Origin of the sequence: Bacillus sp. AFS041924 (assembly GCF_002577195.1) — a bacterium.
GTDB lineage: Bacteria > Bacillota > Bacilli > Bacillales > Bacillaceae_G > Gottfriedia.
On sequence record NZ_NULG01000047.1, the window covers coordinates 1 to 17302 of the forward strand.

Below are 17302 nucleotides of genomic sequence, written 5' to 3' on the forward strand. Positions count from 1 at the left end.
TTAGCATTGAAGAACATTAATATCACTTTATCATTAATAAAATTTACCTATTGTTCCAATAATGACAACTTTATATTTCAACACTCTGAAAAAAAGCACTTTCTAAAGTGCTTTTTTAAGAAACTATATAAGTCTCATAACCATTTACATTTAAGAATTTTTCTGCTTTCTCTCTGTCATTTTCAGTTTGAAGACTTATTCTAAGTACCCCAGGTAAACCTTCACGTGATTCAATAATTCTTAGATTAGTAATGCTAACTTGGTGAATCGATAAGATCGTCGTAATGTTTGCAAGCTCACCGACACGATCTAAGACGTCTACATATAAATCAAAATATCTTGGAATTGCCCCATTTGCTTTAGCTGGCATATTGTCTCGAAAATCTTTTGATTCCTTGAAATATTGAAAGATATCTTCTTGATCCTGGTTCTCCACAAGCTGATACATTTGCTTCATATCGTCAATCCAATTCGCAATTAATGAAAGCAAAGTATCCTTATTTTGAATCACTATATCTGTCCACATTTTTGGGCTGCTTGATGCAATCCTAGTAATGTCTCTAAAACCACCCGCAGCTAGCGCTGTTACTAATGGTTCATCCACTGAGTAATTCTTAACCTGTTTTACAAGATTAGCAGCGATCAGATGTGGAAAGTGGCTTACGACTCCTGTGATTTGATCATGTGTATCTTCATCAATTACAACGAAATGTGATCCTGTTCCTTTAAGCCATTCTTTTAATTCATCAATTTGACCATTTTCAGTATTATAGCTTGGTGTCAAAATATAATATGCATTTTCAAATAAATGAACTTTTGCACTCTCGATTCCGGTTTTATGTGAGCCCGCCATTGGATGCCCACCAATAAAGCAATAGCCTTTATCTGTGAGTGTCTTTGAATGTCTCATAATTTCACTTTTCGTACTACCTACATCCGTTAATATGACATCATTCTTTAGTTCATATTCACTTAACATATGTATATATTTAATTGACTCTTCTACAGGACAAGAAAAAATGATTAGATGAGCCTTTTCGGCACAGTTTTTAAGCTGTACCGAGGTTTCATCTAAAACTTGAATTCTTTTACCAATTTCAAGTTGTTTTTCGTTAATATCATACCCAATAATATTTACATCATGAGCTTTTTTTATTGCCAAGGCAATTGAGCCTCCGATTAATCCTGTGCCAATTAAAAGGACGTTCTTTTTCAAGGCAATCACCGCCTATCCTTCTTTAGGTAGTTTTATTTATGATTGAAGTTTAGAACGGAAGTCTTTTAACTCAAACATAAACTCTTCGAATTGTGGAATATTCATTTGTTGTGCCGAGTCTGATAATGCAACAGCTGGATCAGGGTGTACTTCAGCCATTATTGCATCTGCTCCAATGGCTAATGCTGCTTTTGCTGTCGGTAATAGTAAGTCCTTACGACCTGTAGAATGTGTAACATCTACAACAACTGGTAAGTGAGTTTCTTTTTTCAGAATAGGTACTGCTGAGATATCTAAAGTATTTCTTGTAGCTTTCTCGTAAGTACGAATTCCTCGTTCACAAAGAATAATTTGATCATTTCCTTGAGAAATAATGTATTCTGCTGCATTAATAAATTCTTCAATTGTTGCTGACAATCCGCGTTTTAATAAAACAGGTTTATTTACTTGACCAACTGTTTTCAATAAATCAAAGTTTTGCATATTACGTGCACCAATTTGAATTACATCAACGTATTCTAGTGATCTTTCAACATCATTCGGATTTAGTATTTCACTTATCACTGCTAAATCAAACTCATTTGCTACTTCTCTTAAAATTTGTAGTCCTTCGTATCCAAGTCCTTGGAAATCGTATGGAGAAGTTCTAGGTTTAAATGCACCGCCTCGCATCATTGTTAAACCTTGTTGTTTCATAGCTTGTGCTACTGCACGTACTTGTTCGTAGCTCTCAACTGCACATGGCCCCATAATAAATGATTGAGAACCGTCACCAAGGACAATATCATTTTTCACTTTAACAATTGTATTTTCAGGCTTTTTCTTTCTTGAAACTAAAAGAGCTTTTCTGTGATCATCCTCTTGTAGTTCTAAGCTTGCTTGGAAGATCGTCTTGAAAATATGTTGTAATGTTGAAGTTTCAAATGGACCTTCATTTACATTTGCAATCATATCTAAAACTTCACGCTCACGGACTGGATCGAAACGCTTGATACCATGTTTAATCTTTTGCTGACCAATTTCTTGAACAACTTTTCCACGCTCGTTTAATAATTCAACGATTTTTAAATTAATCTCATCAACCTTATCACGTAATTGCACTAACTCATTATTTGTACTCATTTCTTTTTCCTCCTCAAATTTTAAATGTCTATTCTAATACCACTTCTTTTATCAAGAAGTAAAGTATGTAAAAAATGAAAACAAAAAATCCCTACTGAATAAACAGTAGGGACGAATTAATTAATCGCGGTACCACCCTAGTTGTGAACAAAAACTCTGTTCACCACCTTCATTTTGTTAACGATCAGAATGACCGTTTCTATTTTCATTTAATGAAATAGAAATTGCTCCAAGAATGTAATTCAGCATACCTTATGTACTGACTCGCAGCTTTCGTCAGCTCTCTTAAACAGGGAAGTTATGCCTACTGTGCCCTTATCAACGCAATATATTTAATTGTCAAAAGATTCATTAAAAAAGTTATTAATGAGGATTATAAAGTACTTTTTAATAGACTGTCAATGCATTTTTTTTCTAGAATATGTAACAAAATTTAAAAAGATACATCATCATCGCATTGGTAGCGCTTACTATTTTCAACATTTTTTTTATACTACTTACATTTTTTTTATGGTACAGACACACAGAATTTGTACTTTACATAAATATATAAATAACAACTAACCTTACCTTCCTTAGGAGTGATTATATGCCTGGTCTATTTACCGCTTTAAGTCTGTTCTTAAAAGAAGTGTTTGTGTTTGTTTCGTATGTAAAAAATAACGCTTTCCCTCAACCCCTATCTCAAGCCGAAGAGGCGCTCTATTTAAATCGTATGGCAAACGGAGATGGAGAAGCACGAAATTTATTAATTGAACATAATTTAAGACTCGTTGCTCACATTGTCAAAAAATTTGAAAACACTGGTGAAGACGCTGAAGATTTAATTTCAATCGGGACTATCGGCTTAATTAAAGCGATCGAAAGCTTTGTCCAAGGTAAAGGAACTAAATTAGCAACATATGCTGCTAGATGTATTGAAAACGAAATACTTATGCATTTACGTGCTCTAAAGAAAACAAAAAAAGATGTCTCCCTTCATGATCCGATTGGTCAAGACAAAGAAGGCAATGAAATTTCACTGTTAGACATTTTAAAAACTGAGACAGAAGATGTAGTCGATCAAATTCAACTAAACATGGAATTGGAAAAAATTAAACAATATATTAAGATTCTAGACGATCGCGAAAAGGATGTCATTATTCAACGATTTGGTATTGATATGGATAAAGAACTGACTCAACGTGAAATTGCAAAGAAACTAGGAATTTCAAGAAGTTATGTTTCGAGAATTGAAAAACGTGCTTTAATGAAAATGTACCACGAGTTTTTAAGAGCTGAAAAAGAAAAGAAAAAAGATAAAAAATAAACCACTGAAAATGAAATATACCCTCCAATTGTTAGTCAATACTAACAATCGGAGGGTATTCATTTTTGTGGTTTATGCTTGTTCTTCGTTTTGAAGTTTTCGTTTAAAATAATTTGACGTCAGAAAAAATCCTAATGCAATAATCAGCATTGCAAAAACGATACTCTCAATCGTCAATATTTTATGTTGGGTTAATCCGTCCTTTGGAAGGAGAGTCCCGATATAGAAAAAAGTTGCCAATGCTGTTGTTATAGCTCCAAATGTTTTAAAATCATTAACTTTCGCCTGAATCTTTTTAATATTCACGTATACTGCACCTTCCCTTCTTGATGACTAATTAACTTTAACATATTTTATACAAGAAAAGTGAAGGTAATTAAAGGCAGTATATGTAGAGATTAGGAAATAAAAAAACATGATGATCTTTCAAGAATGTTGTTGAAAATTAAATTTTGATAAGTAAGTTGTGTCTCAGTGATTTCCACTACAGGTTGCTCGCTTTCCATGGGGCGAGACCTGAGCCTCCTCGGCGTTACCTTGCGGGGTCTCAGCCTTCCCGCATCTCCCATAGGAGTCGAGCACCCTTTCGTTCCAATCATTTTCTTTATACTAAAGAATAATCTTAAAAACAAAAGAATAGTCAACTGAACTAATGAATTACACTTTATTCATCAATATCAAAATAAAACTAATGATGATACTTACACATCTTTAAAATATTGATTGTCAAAAAGAAGCTATTTTAATTTTTAGAGGTTTGATTATTTAAAATCCCTTTCTTCTTTGAATGATTTCACTTGTCTCAGTTATTTTAGACCATCCTTAATATATTCAATCGTGCGTCTAGTTTCCTGTTCTTCGTTCCAGAAAGGTGTATTTTCTAAAGCGATTGAAGATATAACTAGACCAATTACCGTTGAAATAATTAGTCTGAGTACTGTTGGAATTGGGAATTCTTTTATTTGTCCTTTATCTATAAAGGATTGTAATACAGTAGCCACTTTAGGGTACATTTTATCTTTAAATAGCCTTTTTAGTTCTTCTTGCATATCTTCTTGGAATGGCATTTCTTGGATGATTATTTTTACAACAGCCTTGTTTTTCTTTGCAAAATCCATGCGATTTTTAATAAGCGCATCAAGAAAATCTTCAAATGTTTCGTGTTCTAAGTGAAATACTGCTTTCGAAAAACGATCCATTTCAAACGGTGCGATTGTTTTTACTAAAGTCGGCTTGATAATACTTTTTAGTAAATCTTTTTTTGTTTTAAAATAACGAAAAATAGTTCCCTCAGCAACATTTGCTTTTTTTGCAATTTCATTTGTAGATGTACTAACAAAACCTTTTTCTGCAAAAATTTCTATTGCTGCTTCAAGAATTTTTATTTCTTTTTCATTCATTTCTTGCAATTTTTCTTCTGGAAAAAACTCTTCTAATTTAATTGGTAACACTCCTTAAATTGAACGGTGTTTCTTTAAAGCAACTATATTTAAAGAAATAAATACTATTGAAAATCCAAGTAGGATCAATAATTGAGATACAACATCTGTAATAGACTGTCCTTTTATCATAATACCTCTAAGAGCTTCTGCTCCATATGTTAGTGGTAAGATTCCCCCGATCATTTTAAACCAATTTGGTAAAAATGCTGTTGAGAAAATACCTGAAAAAAGGATTTGAGGGACTGCAATAACTGGTATAAATTGTACAACTTGAAATTCATTATTTGCATATGCAGATAACAGCATGCCAAGTGTTAGAGCAGTTAGAGATAAAAGAATATTAACTACGCAGACTTCCCATGCGCTTCCTACATTATACATATCTAATACACTGATTGAAAAGACTGTGATAATGATTGATTGTATTAATGCAAAAAAACCGAAACCTAAAATATAACCAACAACTATTTCCCATCTTTTGACTGGCGTAACGAGTAATCTTTCAAGTGTTGTTGTTAATCGTTCCCTTACAAACGAAATCCCTGATAAGATAAATACAAATAGGAATGAGAAGAATCCAATAAAAATTGGTCCAATTGAATCAAATGATTCCATATTTTTACTACCGTAAATTGGATCCATTACAATTTTTAGATTAGACGGTGTGTTATTCTTAACCGCTGATTGAATAGCATCCATTACTGCCGTTGTTCTTGCCTTATCAGTTCCTTCAATTTGGACAACTATTTTTCCTGATTTAAACAAGACGGCACCATCAAGATCCATATTTTTTAACTGTTCTTCTATGTCTTTTGCATTTACATTTTTTACTTTCGCATAATCTTTCATTTCATGTTCAAATGCTGGTGGGGCATCTACTAAAGCTAAAGTCGGTTTCGTATCATCCTGTTTTAATATATAAGAAAATAAAAACAATAAAACGATAGGTGCTACGAAAATCATTGCGAGTGATCTTCTATCTTTTAAAAATTGTTTTATTATTCGTTTAGAAATAGCAAAGATTCTCATGAGTACACCTCATTATTAAAATATAGGTCTTCGATTTTGCCTGTTTTTGATTGCGAGATTAAATTTTCAGTAGTGTCTAATGCAATCAGTTCTCCTTCTCGAATTAATCCGATTCGCTCACATTTTTCAGCTTCTTCCATGATATGGGTTGTAATAATGATCGTAGTACCTTGCTTTTTCATTTCAAAAAACTGATTCCAAATTTGCTTTCTAAGTACCGGATCTATTCCAACTGTTGGTTCATCTAGAATAAGTAATGTCGGTTTATGCAGGATCGAAATTGCAAGAGATAGACGCTTCTTCATTCCTCCAGAGTATTGATTTACATGTTTGTTTAATGCATCTTCCAGACCAACAATTCCAGCTACTTCCTTAATTCTCGTTTTCAGATCTTTACCTTTTAAATTATATAGGGCACCAAAGAAATTTAAATTATCAGTACCGGTTAAATCACTATATAATGCGTCAGATTGCCCCATATAACCGATTGACGGCAAAACAGAGAAATCAGGCATTTCCTTGTTATAAACTAATACCTCTCCTTTTGAACTTTTATCAATTCCAGCAATCAATTTTATTAAAGTTGTTTTTCCAGAACCCGATGGACCTAATATTCCAAAAATCTCCCCTTCTTGAATAGTCATTGAAATATTTTTTAGCACAGCTCTTTTACCAAATAAACGATCGACTTTTTGGATTTGAACAACATCACTCATCGTAATCCTCCGTTCAATTTATTTCACATTTTTAGAATGAGTGAGTACTCACTCTATATTTCTATCTTAATTCACCCTTTATCAACAGTCAATAAAAAGTGAGTACTCACTCATTATATTTAGATAAAAAAAGAAAGATGCCTTATGGACATCTCTCTTAAAAAAAATTATAACGCTTTAATCATTTCCTCAACCATTAATGTTGAATTAACAGCCGCAGTATGGATGAATTGATCAAATGAAATATTTGATTCTTTACCAGCAATATCAGAAAGTGCACGCGTTACAACAAAAGGTACTTTAAAAGCATAGCAAACTTGAGCGATCGCAGCAGCTTCCATTTCGACAGCATATAGATCACCAAATTTTTCTTTTACAAACTCAACTCTAACTGGATCATTCATAAATGAATCACCCGTTACAATTAATCCTTCAACTACTTGGATACCATTAACCTTTTCTGCACATTTTTTTGCGATTGACTTTAATTTGTCATCCGATGGGAATGCTGCTGGCATACCTGGAACTTGACCGTATTCATAATTGAATGCAGTTACGTCTACGTCATGGTGACGCACTTCTGTTGAGATAACAACGTCACCAACGTTTAAATCAGTATGAAGTCCGCCTGCAGATCCTGTGTTAATCACAACATCTGGTTGATATTTTTCTAACAGAATTGCAGTTGCCATAGCTGCATTAACTTTACCAATTCCAGACTTAAGTAAAATTACTTCTTTTCCTTCGTATGTACCAATGTTATATTCTGAACCTGCAACCTCTTCTTTTTTCAGGTTATCTAATTTATCACGTAATACATGTACTTCTTCTTCCATAGCTCCAATAATAGCGATTTTCATTCTTTTTATTCCCTACTTTCTATCAAACTTTAATCATTTTAACATTAGGGCAGGGTTAAGGTAAAGTTAAAGGCAGGGGTTAGGAAAAGCCGTTCAATAGCATTGGAATCGATTTCCTATCATTCCGTTATTTCCTGCCTTCTCGCCTTCCTATTTTTTAATACTTTAACTCTTTTACTTCTTGGACCAATATAGGGAGCCAGCCTTCTTTTTCTACCCAGTGTAAATAAACGACGTATTTATAGCTTAAGTCATTTGTGGCAACATATACTTTTATACTTTGATGATCGAAGCCTTGACCGAGATGCCAAACGGAGAAATCTTCTTTTGTAAGAGTGATTGCATATGATGTTGCCTCTTCCATTTCATAGAAGTCTTGAGATTTATAGCCATAATGAACTGTATGAGGTTCACTTTGTCTTGTTGGATTCGGTTTCCATTCTTTTACAGTCGATTCCATTATATTTTCATCATTTATTGAATCTCTTATAATCTCGTTTACTTTTTCACGATATTTCACTTGATACGGATTCGGTATATCTGTCATTTGTATTGGTTCTTGAACAGTCGTAGTAAGCTCAGCTTTTGCTGTTTTAGGCTCCATTTTTTGTTGATTAATAATCGGTAAAGAGATTTTAATCCCTAAATAGATAATTCCAAAAAGTAGTGGGATAAGTAGTATTCGGAAAAAATAATTTCCTCTTTGTGCTCGTCTTAATTTCCGGACTCTTCCGTTTGGTTCAATTGAAGACATTGACAAAATCCTCCAAAAACAACTAATTTTCCCTATTTTATCATAGAGTTAATGAATAAAAAAAGCTATTTTGTGTGGGTTTTATCAAAGTTATATATAGATTTTATTAAATTTGTAACCGTGTCAGATGTTGATGTAACTTCGTTTGGAACATTTAAACTAACTACTGCAAATGCATATCTTGGCTTGTCATACGGAAAATAGCCTGCAAACCATTTGTTTTGTTCGACTATTTTACCATCAACTACTTTTGTTTCCGCAGTCCCACTTTTACCTGCTAGTGTGAAAGGCAAACTAGTATATCTATTTCCTGTACCTTTAGCATCTGTTACTACACCTCGAAGCAGCTCTCTTATTTGTTGCATTGAGTCTGGAGCTAGATAATCATCAGCTAATGTCTGATCTGGAAAGTTAAACATTTCTGTACCATTTTTATATAATACAGAATCAACTACTTTAACTTGTTTTGGACTTCCGCCTCGTGCAATCGTAGCCATCATATTAGCTATTGCTAAGGGTGAAACTTTCACATCTTGTTGACCAATCGATGTATTTAGTAGTTTATCGCTTAAATTGTTACCTACGAAATAAGTTGGTTTACCCTCGTTTTGGAACTGACTAAAATTAGCTTCATGATAGACAGAACCTGTCCATCCTACAGGTCCATCTAAACCTAACTTCTTAGCATAGGTTTGGAACATATCTTTATTTTTTAAAGTTAATTGTTTACCCAATTGTCCAAATGTGTAATTACAGCTTTCATAAAAGCTTTGTTGGAAGGTTAAATTACCTTTTCTCTTTTTCTCTTCATCCTCGTATTTTCCTACTAGATTATTATTACAATTAAACAGTTGATTTCCTTTTACAATTCCTTGATCTATTGCGGCTGCCGCTACAACAGTTTTAAAGACCGAACCTGGTGTACTAGCTAATAGTGCATAATTGGTTGCTGTATTATCATTCTTAGAAAATAATTTTTTGAAATTCATAGTTGGTCGGCTAACCATTGCTAATAATTTATTTGTTTTTATGTCGATAAGTACTGCGGCACCTTTTTGAAGTTTAGCTTGGTTAACAGATTGTTCTAGAATTTGCTGTAAATCTTTATCAATTGTAGTGGAAAGGGAAACTGGATAAAAAGGATTACTAGGTTTCGCATATTTTACTTCATTTCCAAACATTGGTTTACCTAAATTATCTACATGGAGCATTAAATTAGATGTGCCATCAGATTTTAAGAAATCTTCAAACTGGGCTTCTAAACCAATTACTCCAAACTCTTTAGGTTTATAATCTCGATCACTTTCATATTGCTTTTCATATTGTTCCTTATTTTCTCTTGCTATTCCAATTAGGTGTTCTGCTAGTTGTTGATCGTCTTTATCTTGAGACAACATGGAAATTAAACCAGAGACATGTAAGTTATTTATTTCATCAATTTTTTCAGATGATAAAGGTGTTTTAATTCCATCCAATGTGAAAGGTTCCTTTTTACCGTTAAATTGATTTTTGATACTTGCTACAGGTACGCCAGTGATTGAAGATAGTTTTTCAATCGGCCAATCAATACTCTTTAAAAAAGGAAATAAAATTACTTTTGGCGTATATTGTGCACTTAATAATTTCCCATTCCGATCAAGTATTTTTCCTCGACCATTATCAATCCGAAACTGAAATGTTCTTTGCGCAACACTTCGTTCAATTAAATTTACTTTCTGTGGGCCAAAATTCTTTTGATGAAGTACACCAATATCTAAACATCTGTATGCGATTAAAGTAAATAATAACGAAAAAATAATTAATATGGCTTTGATCCGTCTTTGCATATAAAAAACACCTCATCTACAGTGTAGACGGGGTGTTCTTTTTTCAAACTATTAAATTGTTAAACAAATCAAATTATTTAACAGCAAGAATTCTTACTTGCATATCTCCACCTGGAGTACTAACAGTTACTTCTTCACCAACTGTTTTACCTAATAAGCTTTTAGCGATTGGTGAATCGTTTGAAATTTTACCTTCAAATGGGTCAGCTTCAGCACTACCTACGATTGTGTAAGTTTCTTCGTCGCCTGCAGGTAATTCTAAGAAAGTAACAGATTTACCTAAAGTTACTGTATCTGATGCTTCGTTGCTTTCAGTAATAATTTCAGCATTACGAATCATATTTTCTAAAGTTGTAATACGACCCTCAACAAATGCTTGCTCATCTTTTGCAGCATCATATTCAGAGTTCTCAGAAAGGTCACCGAAGCTACGAGCAATTTTAATACGCTCTACTACTTCAGCACGCTTTACTGTTTTTAAGTTTTCTAATTCTTGTTCTAATTTTTGCTTCCCAGCTAAAGTCATAGGGAATTTTTTTTCGTTAGCCATTTTTGTACACTCCTTTTAGTATCCACCGTTTCTTTATGTAGAACTTCTAAATATATATGTTTATACAATGGTTGTACAAACAGTGTATGAGAATAATTAATGAAACATTCAAGTTTTGAAAACGCATTCTTTTATATAGAAAGATGAAGAAGTTTATGCTTCTCCATCTTTCCAAAATTATTTTTAGGAATTAATCTCTCATATGAAGGTATTATAATACACTTACTCTTTCAAGTATAGTCTGAATTTTTGTAGCCATTAAATCAATAGCCACAAAGTTCTGACCACCTTCAGGTATAATAATGTCGGCGAATTTTTTTGATGGTTCACAGAATTGATTATGCATAGGTCGTACAACATTTACATATTGATCTACTACAGAATCAACTGTTCTTCCACGTTCTTTTATATCTCGTTGTATTCTACGAAGAATTCGTAAGTCAGCATCCGTATCTACAAATATTTTTATATCCATTAAGTCACGTAAACGCTCGTCTTCTAATACTAGAATACCTTCTAAAATGATAACTTCTTTCGGCTCTACAGGGATTGTTTCTGAAGATCTTGTATGAATTGTATAGTCATATACAGGTTTCTCGATTGCTTTGTATTGCAATAAATCTTTGATATGCTCAATAAACAAATCATTGTCAAATGCTAATGGGTGATCATAATTTGTTTTCAATCTTTCTTCCATTGGCAAATGAGTTTGGTCTCTATAATAAGAATCTTGCTGTATCATTAAAATCGAATGACCTTTAAATTGATCATAAATTGCTTTTGTTACTGAAGTTTTTCCAGAGCCAGTCCCTCCAGCAATTCCAATTACAATGGGCTTTTTCCCCATACTTCAATCCCTCTTTCTTATCAAACTAACTTTTTTCTCATCATATTGTAAGGATATACTTTTTGATCCACTTTAATTTTTACAATTTCTAATGGATGTCTTGCAGCATCTACTTCTGTTCCTTCTTCATTCACAATTACACCAACTGTTTGTTTGAAGTTTTCGATTTCAGGTCCAAAGAATTCAATTTGGTCCCCTGGTTTGAAGTAGTTACGTTGTTGAATTGTTGCGATTCCTGTTTGCTCATCATAGTCTAATACAAGACCAGCAAAATCATACGTTGTTTTTTTGCTATGATTTCCATACATTTGCTCTTTCATTCCTGGGAACCCTTCAAAGAATGAAGAAGCTGTATCACGATTAGCACATTTATCTAGTTCTTCAACCCACTCTTCTTTAAACTCAAAGTTTTCTGGGTCAGCACAATATGCATCAATTATTTTGCGGTAAACAGAAACTACTGTTGCTACATAATGAATTGATTTCATACGGCCTTCAATTTTTAAACTATCTACACCAATTTCAATAAATTTAGGAATTGAGCGTAATAAATTTAAATCTTTAGGGCTCATTGCAAATGGAGCATCTTCTTCAGCAAATAAAGGATTTTCCATTGCATCTGGATTCGTAGACTCAGTTTGAACTAAATCGTAGTCCCAACGACATGATTGACAGCATCCACCACGGTTTGAATCACGTGCAGTCATATGATTACTTAAAGTACAACGACCAGAGTACGCAATACACATCGCTCCATGAATAAATGTTTCAATTTCAACATCTACTTTTTCTTTAATTTCTTTTATTTCTTCATAGCTTGTCTCACGAGCTAAAACTAATCGATGTAATCCTTCTTCTTTCCAATACTGTGCAGCACGATAATTTGATAAAGATTGTTGCGTACTTAAATGCACCTCTAATTTAGGAGCAGCCTCTTTACATGTTTCAATAATATAAGGGTCAGCTACGATAATACCCGTAACTCCTGCCGCTTCAATACCTTGTAAATACTCAACTAATCCGTCCATGTTTTCGTTATGAGCAAAAATATTTGTTGTTACATAAATTTTCGCATTAAATTTATTTGCAAATTCTACCCCTTCAGCCATTTCTTCTAAAGAGAAGTTATCTGCATTCGAACGTAAACCAAATTCTCTACCACCAATAAATACAGCGTCAGCGCCATATCTTACTGCAATTTTTAATTTTTCTAAATTACCAGCTGGTGCTAATAGCTCAGGTTTCTTAACGATTACACGTTTGCCATCAACTATTTTATCTAATTGTCCAATTGCCATCATTTATCCTCCTCTTTAATACAGGACTAATGGACAAGGTACTATGATAATAGAATGACCTTTTACTCGATCTTCTTCATCTCTAGATTTCCTTGTCTTTCCTGCCTTTCAAGTTCTAATACTTCTTTTATTAATACACTGTTTCTTTAAAGAAGAATCCTGTGTCTAGTGGTCTATTTACTGGTTGAATTGCTTCAATTTTGTCAAAAAGCTCATCTTTTATTTCTTCGTAAGCTTCACGGTCATCTACACATAGGTCAATAGCTTGTCTATATAGTTTTGTTACTTCAATGATATATTCTGATGATTTTAAGACACCGTCGATTTTAAAAGAATCAATTTTTGCATCAATTAAATCTTCTAATTCGTTAATAATACAAATATCATTTGGGCTCATAATATGAGTTCCGTTTTGATCTTCAAAAATCGGATATTTATTGTTACGCTCGTGGTCAACTAAGAACATATTTTCATCATATTTCTTTTGTTGAACGATTTCTAAATCTTTCCCTTGGTATTCAAAGTAGTTACCTACAAGAGAACGTTTTGATTGGAACATACAAGTCATTCCATGTACTTGTACTTCGATTTCAACTTTCGCGTTTTCTTTCATTTCAGTTACTGCTTCAAAACTTAGTTCTCTAGCTAATACAGCACGTTTAGATCCTCGTTTACCCCAGTAATTACATGTAAACCAATTCGTAGCCGTTGTTTCAGTGTTCCAATGTAATTGCATATTTGGAGCAATTTCACGAACTGACATAAGAACTGCAGGATCTCCAAATACCACTGCATCTACATTTGCATCTCTTAAAAACGCAATATAATCTTCAATTTCATCAAGAATTTCATTATGATATACACCGTTCATAGCCACGTATACTTTTACATTTTTTTTATGTGCAATTTCCACTGCCTCTTTTACAGCTTCACGATTAAATTCTCCTGCTAAGCGTAATCCAAATCGTTGTTCACCAATAATAATTGCGTCTGCACCAGCATCGGCTAATTTATCTATATCATTTAGGTTAGTTGGCGTAACTAATAATTCAGGCTTCATCATTATTAACTCCCCTTTTTTTACTAATAGCAACTCCATCACCAATCGGCATAATTGTCGAATCATACTTTGGGTGGTTCATTAGCCATTCATTGTAGTTTTGAATCCTTTTTATTAAGGCTTTCTTGCGTCGATTTTCAACTAAATCCGCACTTTCAGCAACTTGACCTTTAAATAGTACATTATCCGATATGATCACACCTCTGTCTGATAATAGCGGCTCATATAATTCAAAGAATCGCTGATACTGAGCTTTAGCGGCATCGATAAAAATAACATCAAATTGTCTGTCGTCAGGCAATTTTTCTTTTAAAAGTAAAGCGTCCCCTTCTAAAAGTAGAATTCGATCACCGTAATCACTTCGACCAATAAACTCTTTTGCTTTTCGAATTCTTTCTGCATTTCGCTCCATAGTAACAATCTTCACATTTGGAAACTCTTTTGCCATTCGAATACTTGAATAGCCAATTGCACTTCCAATTTCAAGTATTGAAGTTGGCTGTATTAAATAAAGTAAACCAAGCATAAATTCCATACCTGCTTTATCCATGATTGGTACATGATGCTCCATTGCATATGTTTCCATTTCTTCTATAAAAGGTTCTCTATGTTTATAAAAATTCGCCAAGTATTGACGAACTAAAACGTCATTCATTGCTTATAAAGCCTCCAATAGAAATACAACCTTGTTTAAAACAAGGTGTAAGTAAAATTTCTGTGTATCTGAATTTTTTAGACCCGTAATATTCTAACATAAAAAAAAGACCCTTGGCTAGTACCAAGAATTGCTGCAACGCTTTCACTATTTTTTGATTTTACAAAATTCCTCAGTAAACTATTTAGTCTACTGAGGAATTTATTATTTAGTATACAAGTATTTCCAATTTTTTATTTTATATGCTTTTCTTTTTCAGTGTTATGCTCTGATAACGATTTAGTGAAGATTACTTTACCTGTTTTATCAGCAAGAAAATATAGATAATCTGATTTAGCTGGCTCAAGAGCAGCCACTATACTATCCACGCCAGCACTTGCGATTGGACCAATTGGTAATCCTTTAACATAGTAAGTATTATATGGAGATTTAACTTCTAAATCTTTATATAATACTCGCTCTTTATGTTTACCTAAAGCATACAAAACAGTCGGATCTGTTTGTAGAGGCATATTTATTTTAAGTCGATTATAAAACACACTTGAAATTAGCTTTCGATCTGTTGTACCCGTCGCTTCTTCCTCAATTAAAGAAGCCATTGTTAAAGTCTGATGAGGCGTAAGCTTAAGCTGATTCATTTTTTCCTTATAATGATCCAAAACTTTCACCGTTTCAGTTAACATTGGTGTAATAATTTGATCTAAGCTTGGAGTAAAATCCCCATACTTATAAGTTGAAGGATATAAATATCCCTCTAATGGGTAACGAATCCCAGCTTTAAACATTTCATTTGTTAATAATTGTGGAAACTTTTTTTGTAAACCTTGGATATAAGCTTTGTCGTTCAACTGTTTTAGTACAGCCGCTTCATCTAATTTAAATTCTTTTGCAATAATCGCGGCTATTTCCTTTAACTGTGTTCCTTCAGGAATCATTAAGTTCTTAACAGCTACTTGATATTTCCCTCCGACTTGTAGGTGGTTTACAATCGTTGCAACTCCTTGGCTTTCACTAAAATGATAGTTTCCTGATTTTAGACTAGCGTTATTATGCAACTTCACATATAGTTTAAAAATTGATGTATTTTTTATTAAATTTTTCTTTTTGAAAATTTCTGCAATATCATCAACTGAGCTTCCTTCTGGAATAGTTACTAAATTAATTTGTTTATTTGCTGAATTTACAGGTTTTAACATATATTTGTAAGCTCCAAAACCTGCTCCAACTACAACAAGAATAGCAATAATAAGATATGTAAAAATGCGTATAACTCTGCCTTTTTTATTTGAGTTCTTGAATCCATTCTGATTAAATTCATTCAAAGTCAAGTTACCGACCTCCTTTTCCACGTTATAGTATACTACAAATATGTGGTGAATCGGCAATTTTCTACATAAAAAAAATGCTAAACACCTTATTAGTGATTAGCATTTTTAAATTCGAGAATATTATTCTCCTTCTTCTTCGTCAAAGAAAGTATTTAATACTTCTTCGACCATTTCCCATTCTTCGTCTGATTCGATTGGATATAATTCTCCATCTTCACCGTCTTCTGCAGGAATAAAGCTAGAAGCATGATAGATTGGATCTCCATCTTCATCAAACTCTTGTCCTACTGGGCTGTAAATTACGTATGATTTACCATAATCATCTGATTCAAAAGTCATAATAATATTACAAAGAATCTCATTACCTTCCTCATCGATGATTGTAATTTGTCTGTCTTCACCGTGTTCCATTTATATCACCTCTATTATTTTGATCCTTTTATGTACAAGTATAAAAGTGAATATGTGGAGTTTGCTAATCTAACCTGCCAAACTCCACTCTTCTTTATCACTTTATACTATCTAAGTAGTTTTGTAAAATAACTACCGCTGCCATTTTATCGATTACTTGCTTTCTTTTCTTACGACTGACGTCAGCAGAAATTAGAAACCGTTCAGCAGCCATTGTTGAAAGTCTTTCATCCCATAGTATAACCGGAAGATTGAATTCTTCTTCAATCATTTTTCCAAAACGCTTGCAAGCTTCACCGCGTTCTCCAATACTTCCGTTCATATTTTTAGGTAAACCTACAATTACTTTTTCAATTTCGTAGCTGTCGATGAGTTCCTTTAGTCGGTCTAGTCCAAATTTCTGACGATCTTCATCAATTTTGACTGTCTCAATTCCTTGAGCTGTCCAACCTAGAGCATCACTTACAGCTACGCCTATTGTTTTTGTACCTACGTCTAGCCCAAGTGCTCTCATTAATTATTCTCCACGATGTTGTTGTAAGTAAGATTTAACTAGTTCCTCAATGATTTCATCACGCTCTAGTTTTTTCATCATACTTCTTGCGTCGTTATGACGAGGAATGTATGCAGGATCACCTGATAATAGGTATCCTACTATTTGATTGATTGGATTATAGCCTTTTTCTTGTAAAGCGTCATGAACCTTTAACAAAACTTCATTAACTCGTATATCCTGGCCTTCATCTTGCAAACTAAACTTCATCGTTTTATCAAATGAATCCATACAAAGCACCCCACTTATCCGTATATTTTTAGCTAACTATATTGTACCATTTTTATGAAGCAGTTACGAATCAGCTAAAAATTTTTATTTCTGTT

The 17302-nt window shown here is 33.2% G+C and carries 19 protein-coding genes and 1 other annotated feature; of the genes, 1 reads left to right on the top strand and 18 read right to left on the bottom strand.

Annotated features, from left to right (window positions below):
• Positions 1-115: 115 nt before the first annotated feature.
• Both COC46_RS13820 and COC46_RS13825 read right to left on the bottom strand, forming a co-directional pair.
• Positions 116-1216 (bottom strand): prephenate dehydrogenase, encoded by a 1101-nt coding sequence (locus tag COC46_RS13820; protein ID WP_098810328.1) that lies wholly within the window; start codon positions 1214-1216, stop codon positions 116-118.
• A 36-nt stretch (positions 1217-1252) separates the two neighbouring features.
• Positions 1253-2338 (bottom strand): bifunctional 3-deoxy-7-phosphoheptulonate synthase/chorismate mutase, encoded by a 1086-nt coding sequence (locus tag COC46_RS13825; RefSeq protein ID WP_098810293.1) that lies wholly within the window; start codon positions 2336-2338, stop codon positions 1253-1255.
• Positions 2339-2442: 104 nt separating this feature from the next.
• Positions 2443-2669 (bottom strand) — a binding site (T-box leader).
• A gap of 258 nt (positions 2670-2927) precedes the next feature.
• Here COC46_RS13825 and sigK point away from each other — a divergent pair.
• Positions 2928-3647 carry an RNA polymerase sporulation sigma factor SigK gene (gene sigK / locus COC46_RS13830; protein WP_098810294.1) on the top strand — a complete coding sequence of 240 codons (720 nt, stop codon included), beginning with the start codon at positions 2928-2930 and terminating at the stop codon, positions 3645-3647.
• A gap of 72 nt (positions 3648-3719) precedes the next feature.
• Here the strand turns inward: sigK and COC46_RS13835 are convergent, their stop codons facing one another.
• The 16 genes from COC46_RS13835 to COC46_RS13910 all read right to left on the bottom strand — a co-directional run bounded on the left by COC46_RS13835 (position 3720) and on the right by COC46_RS13910 (position 17207).
• A complete protein-coding gene (locus COC46_RS13835; RefSeq protein WP_098810295.1) occupies positions 3720-3953 on the bottom strand; it encodes a YrhC family protein in 234 nt (77 codons plus the stop codon).
• A gap of 500 nt (positions 3954-4453) precedes the next feature.
• Positions 4454-5047 carry a TetR/AcrR family transcriptional regulator gene (locus COC46_RS13840; RefSeq protein WP_255294906.1) on the bottom strand — a complete coding sequence of 198 codons (594 nt, stop codon included), beginning with the start codon at positions 5045-5047 and terminating at the stop codon, positions 4454-4456.
• Between the two features lie 54 nt (positions 5048-5101).
• Entirely contained in the window at positions 5102-6118 is a 1017-nt protein-coding gene (locus tag COC46_RS13845) for an ABC transporter permease (RefSeq protein ID WP_098810297.1), read from the bottom strand.
• A complete protein-coding gene (locus COC46_RS13850; RefSeq protein WP_098810298.1) occupies positions 6115-6834 on the bottom strand; it encodes an ABC transporter ATP-binding protein in 720 nt (239 codons plus the stop codon). Before COC46_RS13850 ends, COC46_RS13845 begins: the two co-directional genes overlap by 4 nt.
• Before the next feature lie 167 nt (positions 6835-7001).
• Entirely contained in the window at positions 7002-7694 is a 693-nt protein-coding gene (gene mtnN / locus COC46_RS13855; protein WP_098810299.1) for a 5'-methylthioadenosine/S-adenosylhomocysteine nucleosidase, read from the bottom strand.
• A 157-nt stretch (positions 7695-7851) separates the two neighbouring features.
• Positions 7852-8448 (bottom strand): YrrS family protein, encoded by a 597-nt coding sequence (locus COC46_RS13860; RefSeq protein ID WP_098810300.1) that lies wholly within the window; start codon positions 8446-8448, stop codon positions 7852-7854.
• A 65-nt stretch (positions 8449-8513) separates the two neighbouring features.
• Positions 8514-10274 carry a peptidoglycan D,D-transpeptidase FtsI family protein gene (locus COC46_RS13865; RefSeq protein ID WP_098810301.1) on the bottom strand — a complete coding sequence of 587 codons (1761 nt, stop codon included), beginning with the start codon at positions 10272-10274 and terminating at the stop codon, positions 8514-8516.
• A 73-nt stretch (positions 10275-10347) separates the two neighbouring features.
• Positions 10348-10824, bottom strand: coding sequence for a transcription elongation factor GreA (gene greA, locus COC46_RS13870; RefSeq protein WP_098810302.1), 477 nt, complete (start codon positions 10822-10824; stop codon positions 10348-10350).
• A 211-nt stretch (positions 10825-11035) separates the two neighbouring features.
• The gene (udk, locus tag COC46_RS13875; protein WP_098810303.1) at positions 11036-11671 is read right to left on the bottom strand and encodes a uridine kinase; all 636 of its coding nucleotides are present in this window, start codon (positions 11669-11671) and stop codon (positions 11036-11038) included.
• A gap of 20 nt (positions 11672-11691) precedes the next feature.
• Entirely contained in the window at positions 11692-12969 is a 1278-nt protein-coding gene (locus COC46_RS13880; RefSeq protein ID WP_098810304.1) for a peptidase U32 family protein, read from the bottom strand.
• 130 nt (positions 12970-13099) lie between these two features.
• Positions 13100-14032, bottom strand: a complete 933-nt coding sequence (locus tag COC46_RS13885; RefSeq protein WP_098810305.1) for a peptidase U32 family protein — start codon at positions 14030-14032, stop codon at positions 13100-13102.
• Complete coding sequence (locus tag COC46_RS13890) at positions 14019-14684, bottom strand: O-methyltransferase (RefSeq protein WP_098810306.1); 666 nt, start codon at positions 14682-14684, stop codon at positions 14019-14021. Before COC46_RS13890 ends, COC46_RS13885 begins: the two co-directional genes overlap by 14 nt.
• Positions 14685-14917: 233 nt before the next feature.
• Positions 14918-16012, bottom strand: a complete 1095-nt coding sequence (mltG, locus tag COC46_RS13895) for an endolytic transglycosylase MltG (RefSeq protein WP_255294905.1) — start codon at positions 16010-16012, stop codon at positions 14918-14920.
• A gap of 120 nt (positions 16013-16132) precedes the next feature.
• Complete coding sequence (locus tag COC46_RS13900) at positions 16133-16423, bottom strand: DUF1292 domain-containing protein (protein ID WP_056472710.1); 291 nt, start codon at positions 16421-16423, stop codon at positions 16133-16135.
• Between the two features lie 97 nt (positions 16424-16520).
• Positions 16521-16937, bottom strand: coding sequence for a Holliday junction resolvase RuvX (gene ruvX / locus COC46_RS13905; protein ID WP_098810307.1), 417 nt, complete (start codon positions 16935-16937; stop codon positions 16521-16523).
• Positions 16938-16940: 3 nt separating this feature from the next.
• Positions 16941-17207, bottom strand: a complete 267-nt coding sequence (locus tag COC46_RS13910; protein WP_056472706.1) for an IreB family regulatory phosphoprotein — start codon at positions 17205-17207, stop codon at positions 16941-16943.
• Between the last annotated feature and the right edge of the window lie 95 nt (positions 17208-17302).

Bases quoted from the DNA above. Each gene is read 5' to 3' on its own strand.
- COC46_RS13825 (WP_098810293.1), bottom strand. From the start codon at position 2,338: ATGAGTACAAATAATGAGTTAGTGCAATTACGTGATAAGGTTGATGAG.
- sigK (WP_098810294.1), top strand. From the start codon at position 2,928: ATGCCTGGTCTATTTACCGCTTTAAGTCTGTTCTTAAAAGAAGTGTTT.
- COC46_RS13840 (WP_255294906.1), bottom strand. From the start codon at position 5,047: ATGAATGAAAAAGAAATAAAAATTCTTGAAGCAGCAATAGAAATTTTT.
- COC46_RS13845 (WP_098810297.1), bottom strand. From the start codon at position 6,118: ATGAGAATCTTTGCTATTTCTAAACGAATAATAAAACAATTTTTAAAA.
- COC46_RS13850 (WP_098810298.1), bottom strand. From the start codon at position 6,834: ATGAGTGATGTTGTTCAAATCCAAAAAGTCGATCGTTTATTTGGTAAA.
- mtnN (WP_098810299.1), bottom strand. From the start codon at position 7,694: ATGAAAATCGCTATTATTGGAGCTATGGAAGAAGAAGTACATGTATTA.
- COC46_RS13860 (WP_098810300.1), bottom strand. From the start codon at position 8,448: ATGTCTTCAATTGAACCAAACGGAAGAGTCCGGAAATTAAGACGAGCA.
- COC46_RS13865 (WP_098810301.1), bottom strand. From the start codon at position 10,274: ATGCAAAGACGGATCAAAGCCATATTAATTATTTTTTCGTTATTATTT.
- greA (WP_098810302.1), bottom strand. From the start codon at position 10,824: ATGGCTAACGAAAAAAAATTCCCTATGACTTTAGCTGGGAAGCAAAAA.
- udk (WP_098810303.1), bottom strand. From the start codon at position 11,671: ATGGGGAAAAAGCCCATTGTAATTGGAATTGCTGGAGGGACTGGCTCT.
- COC46_RS13880 (WP_098810304.1), bottom strand. From the start codon at position 12,969: ATGGCAATTGGACAATTAGATAAAATAGTTGATGGCAAACGTGTAATC.
- COC46_RS13885 (WP_098810305.1), bottom strand. From the start codon at position 14,032: ATGATGAAGCCTGAATTATTAGTTACGCCAACTAACCTAAATGATATA.
- COC46_RS13890 (WP_098810306.1), bottom strand. From the start codon at position 14,684: ATGAATGACGTTTTAGTTCGTCAATACTTGGCGAATTTTTATAAACAT.
- COC46_RS13900 (WP_056472710.1), bottom strand. From the start codon at position 16,423: ATGGAACACGGTGAAGACAGACAAATTACAATCATCGATGAGGAAGGT.
- ruvX (WP_098810307.1), bottom strand. From the start codon at position 16,937: ATGAGAGCACTTGGGCTAGACGTAGGTACAAAAACAATAGGCGTAGCT.
- COC46_RS13910 (WP_056472706.1), bottom strand. From the start codon at position 17,207: ATGGATTCATTTGATAAAACGATGAAGTTTAGTTTGCAAGATGAAGGC.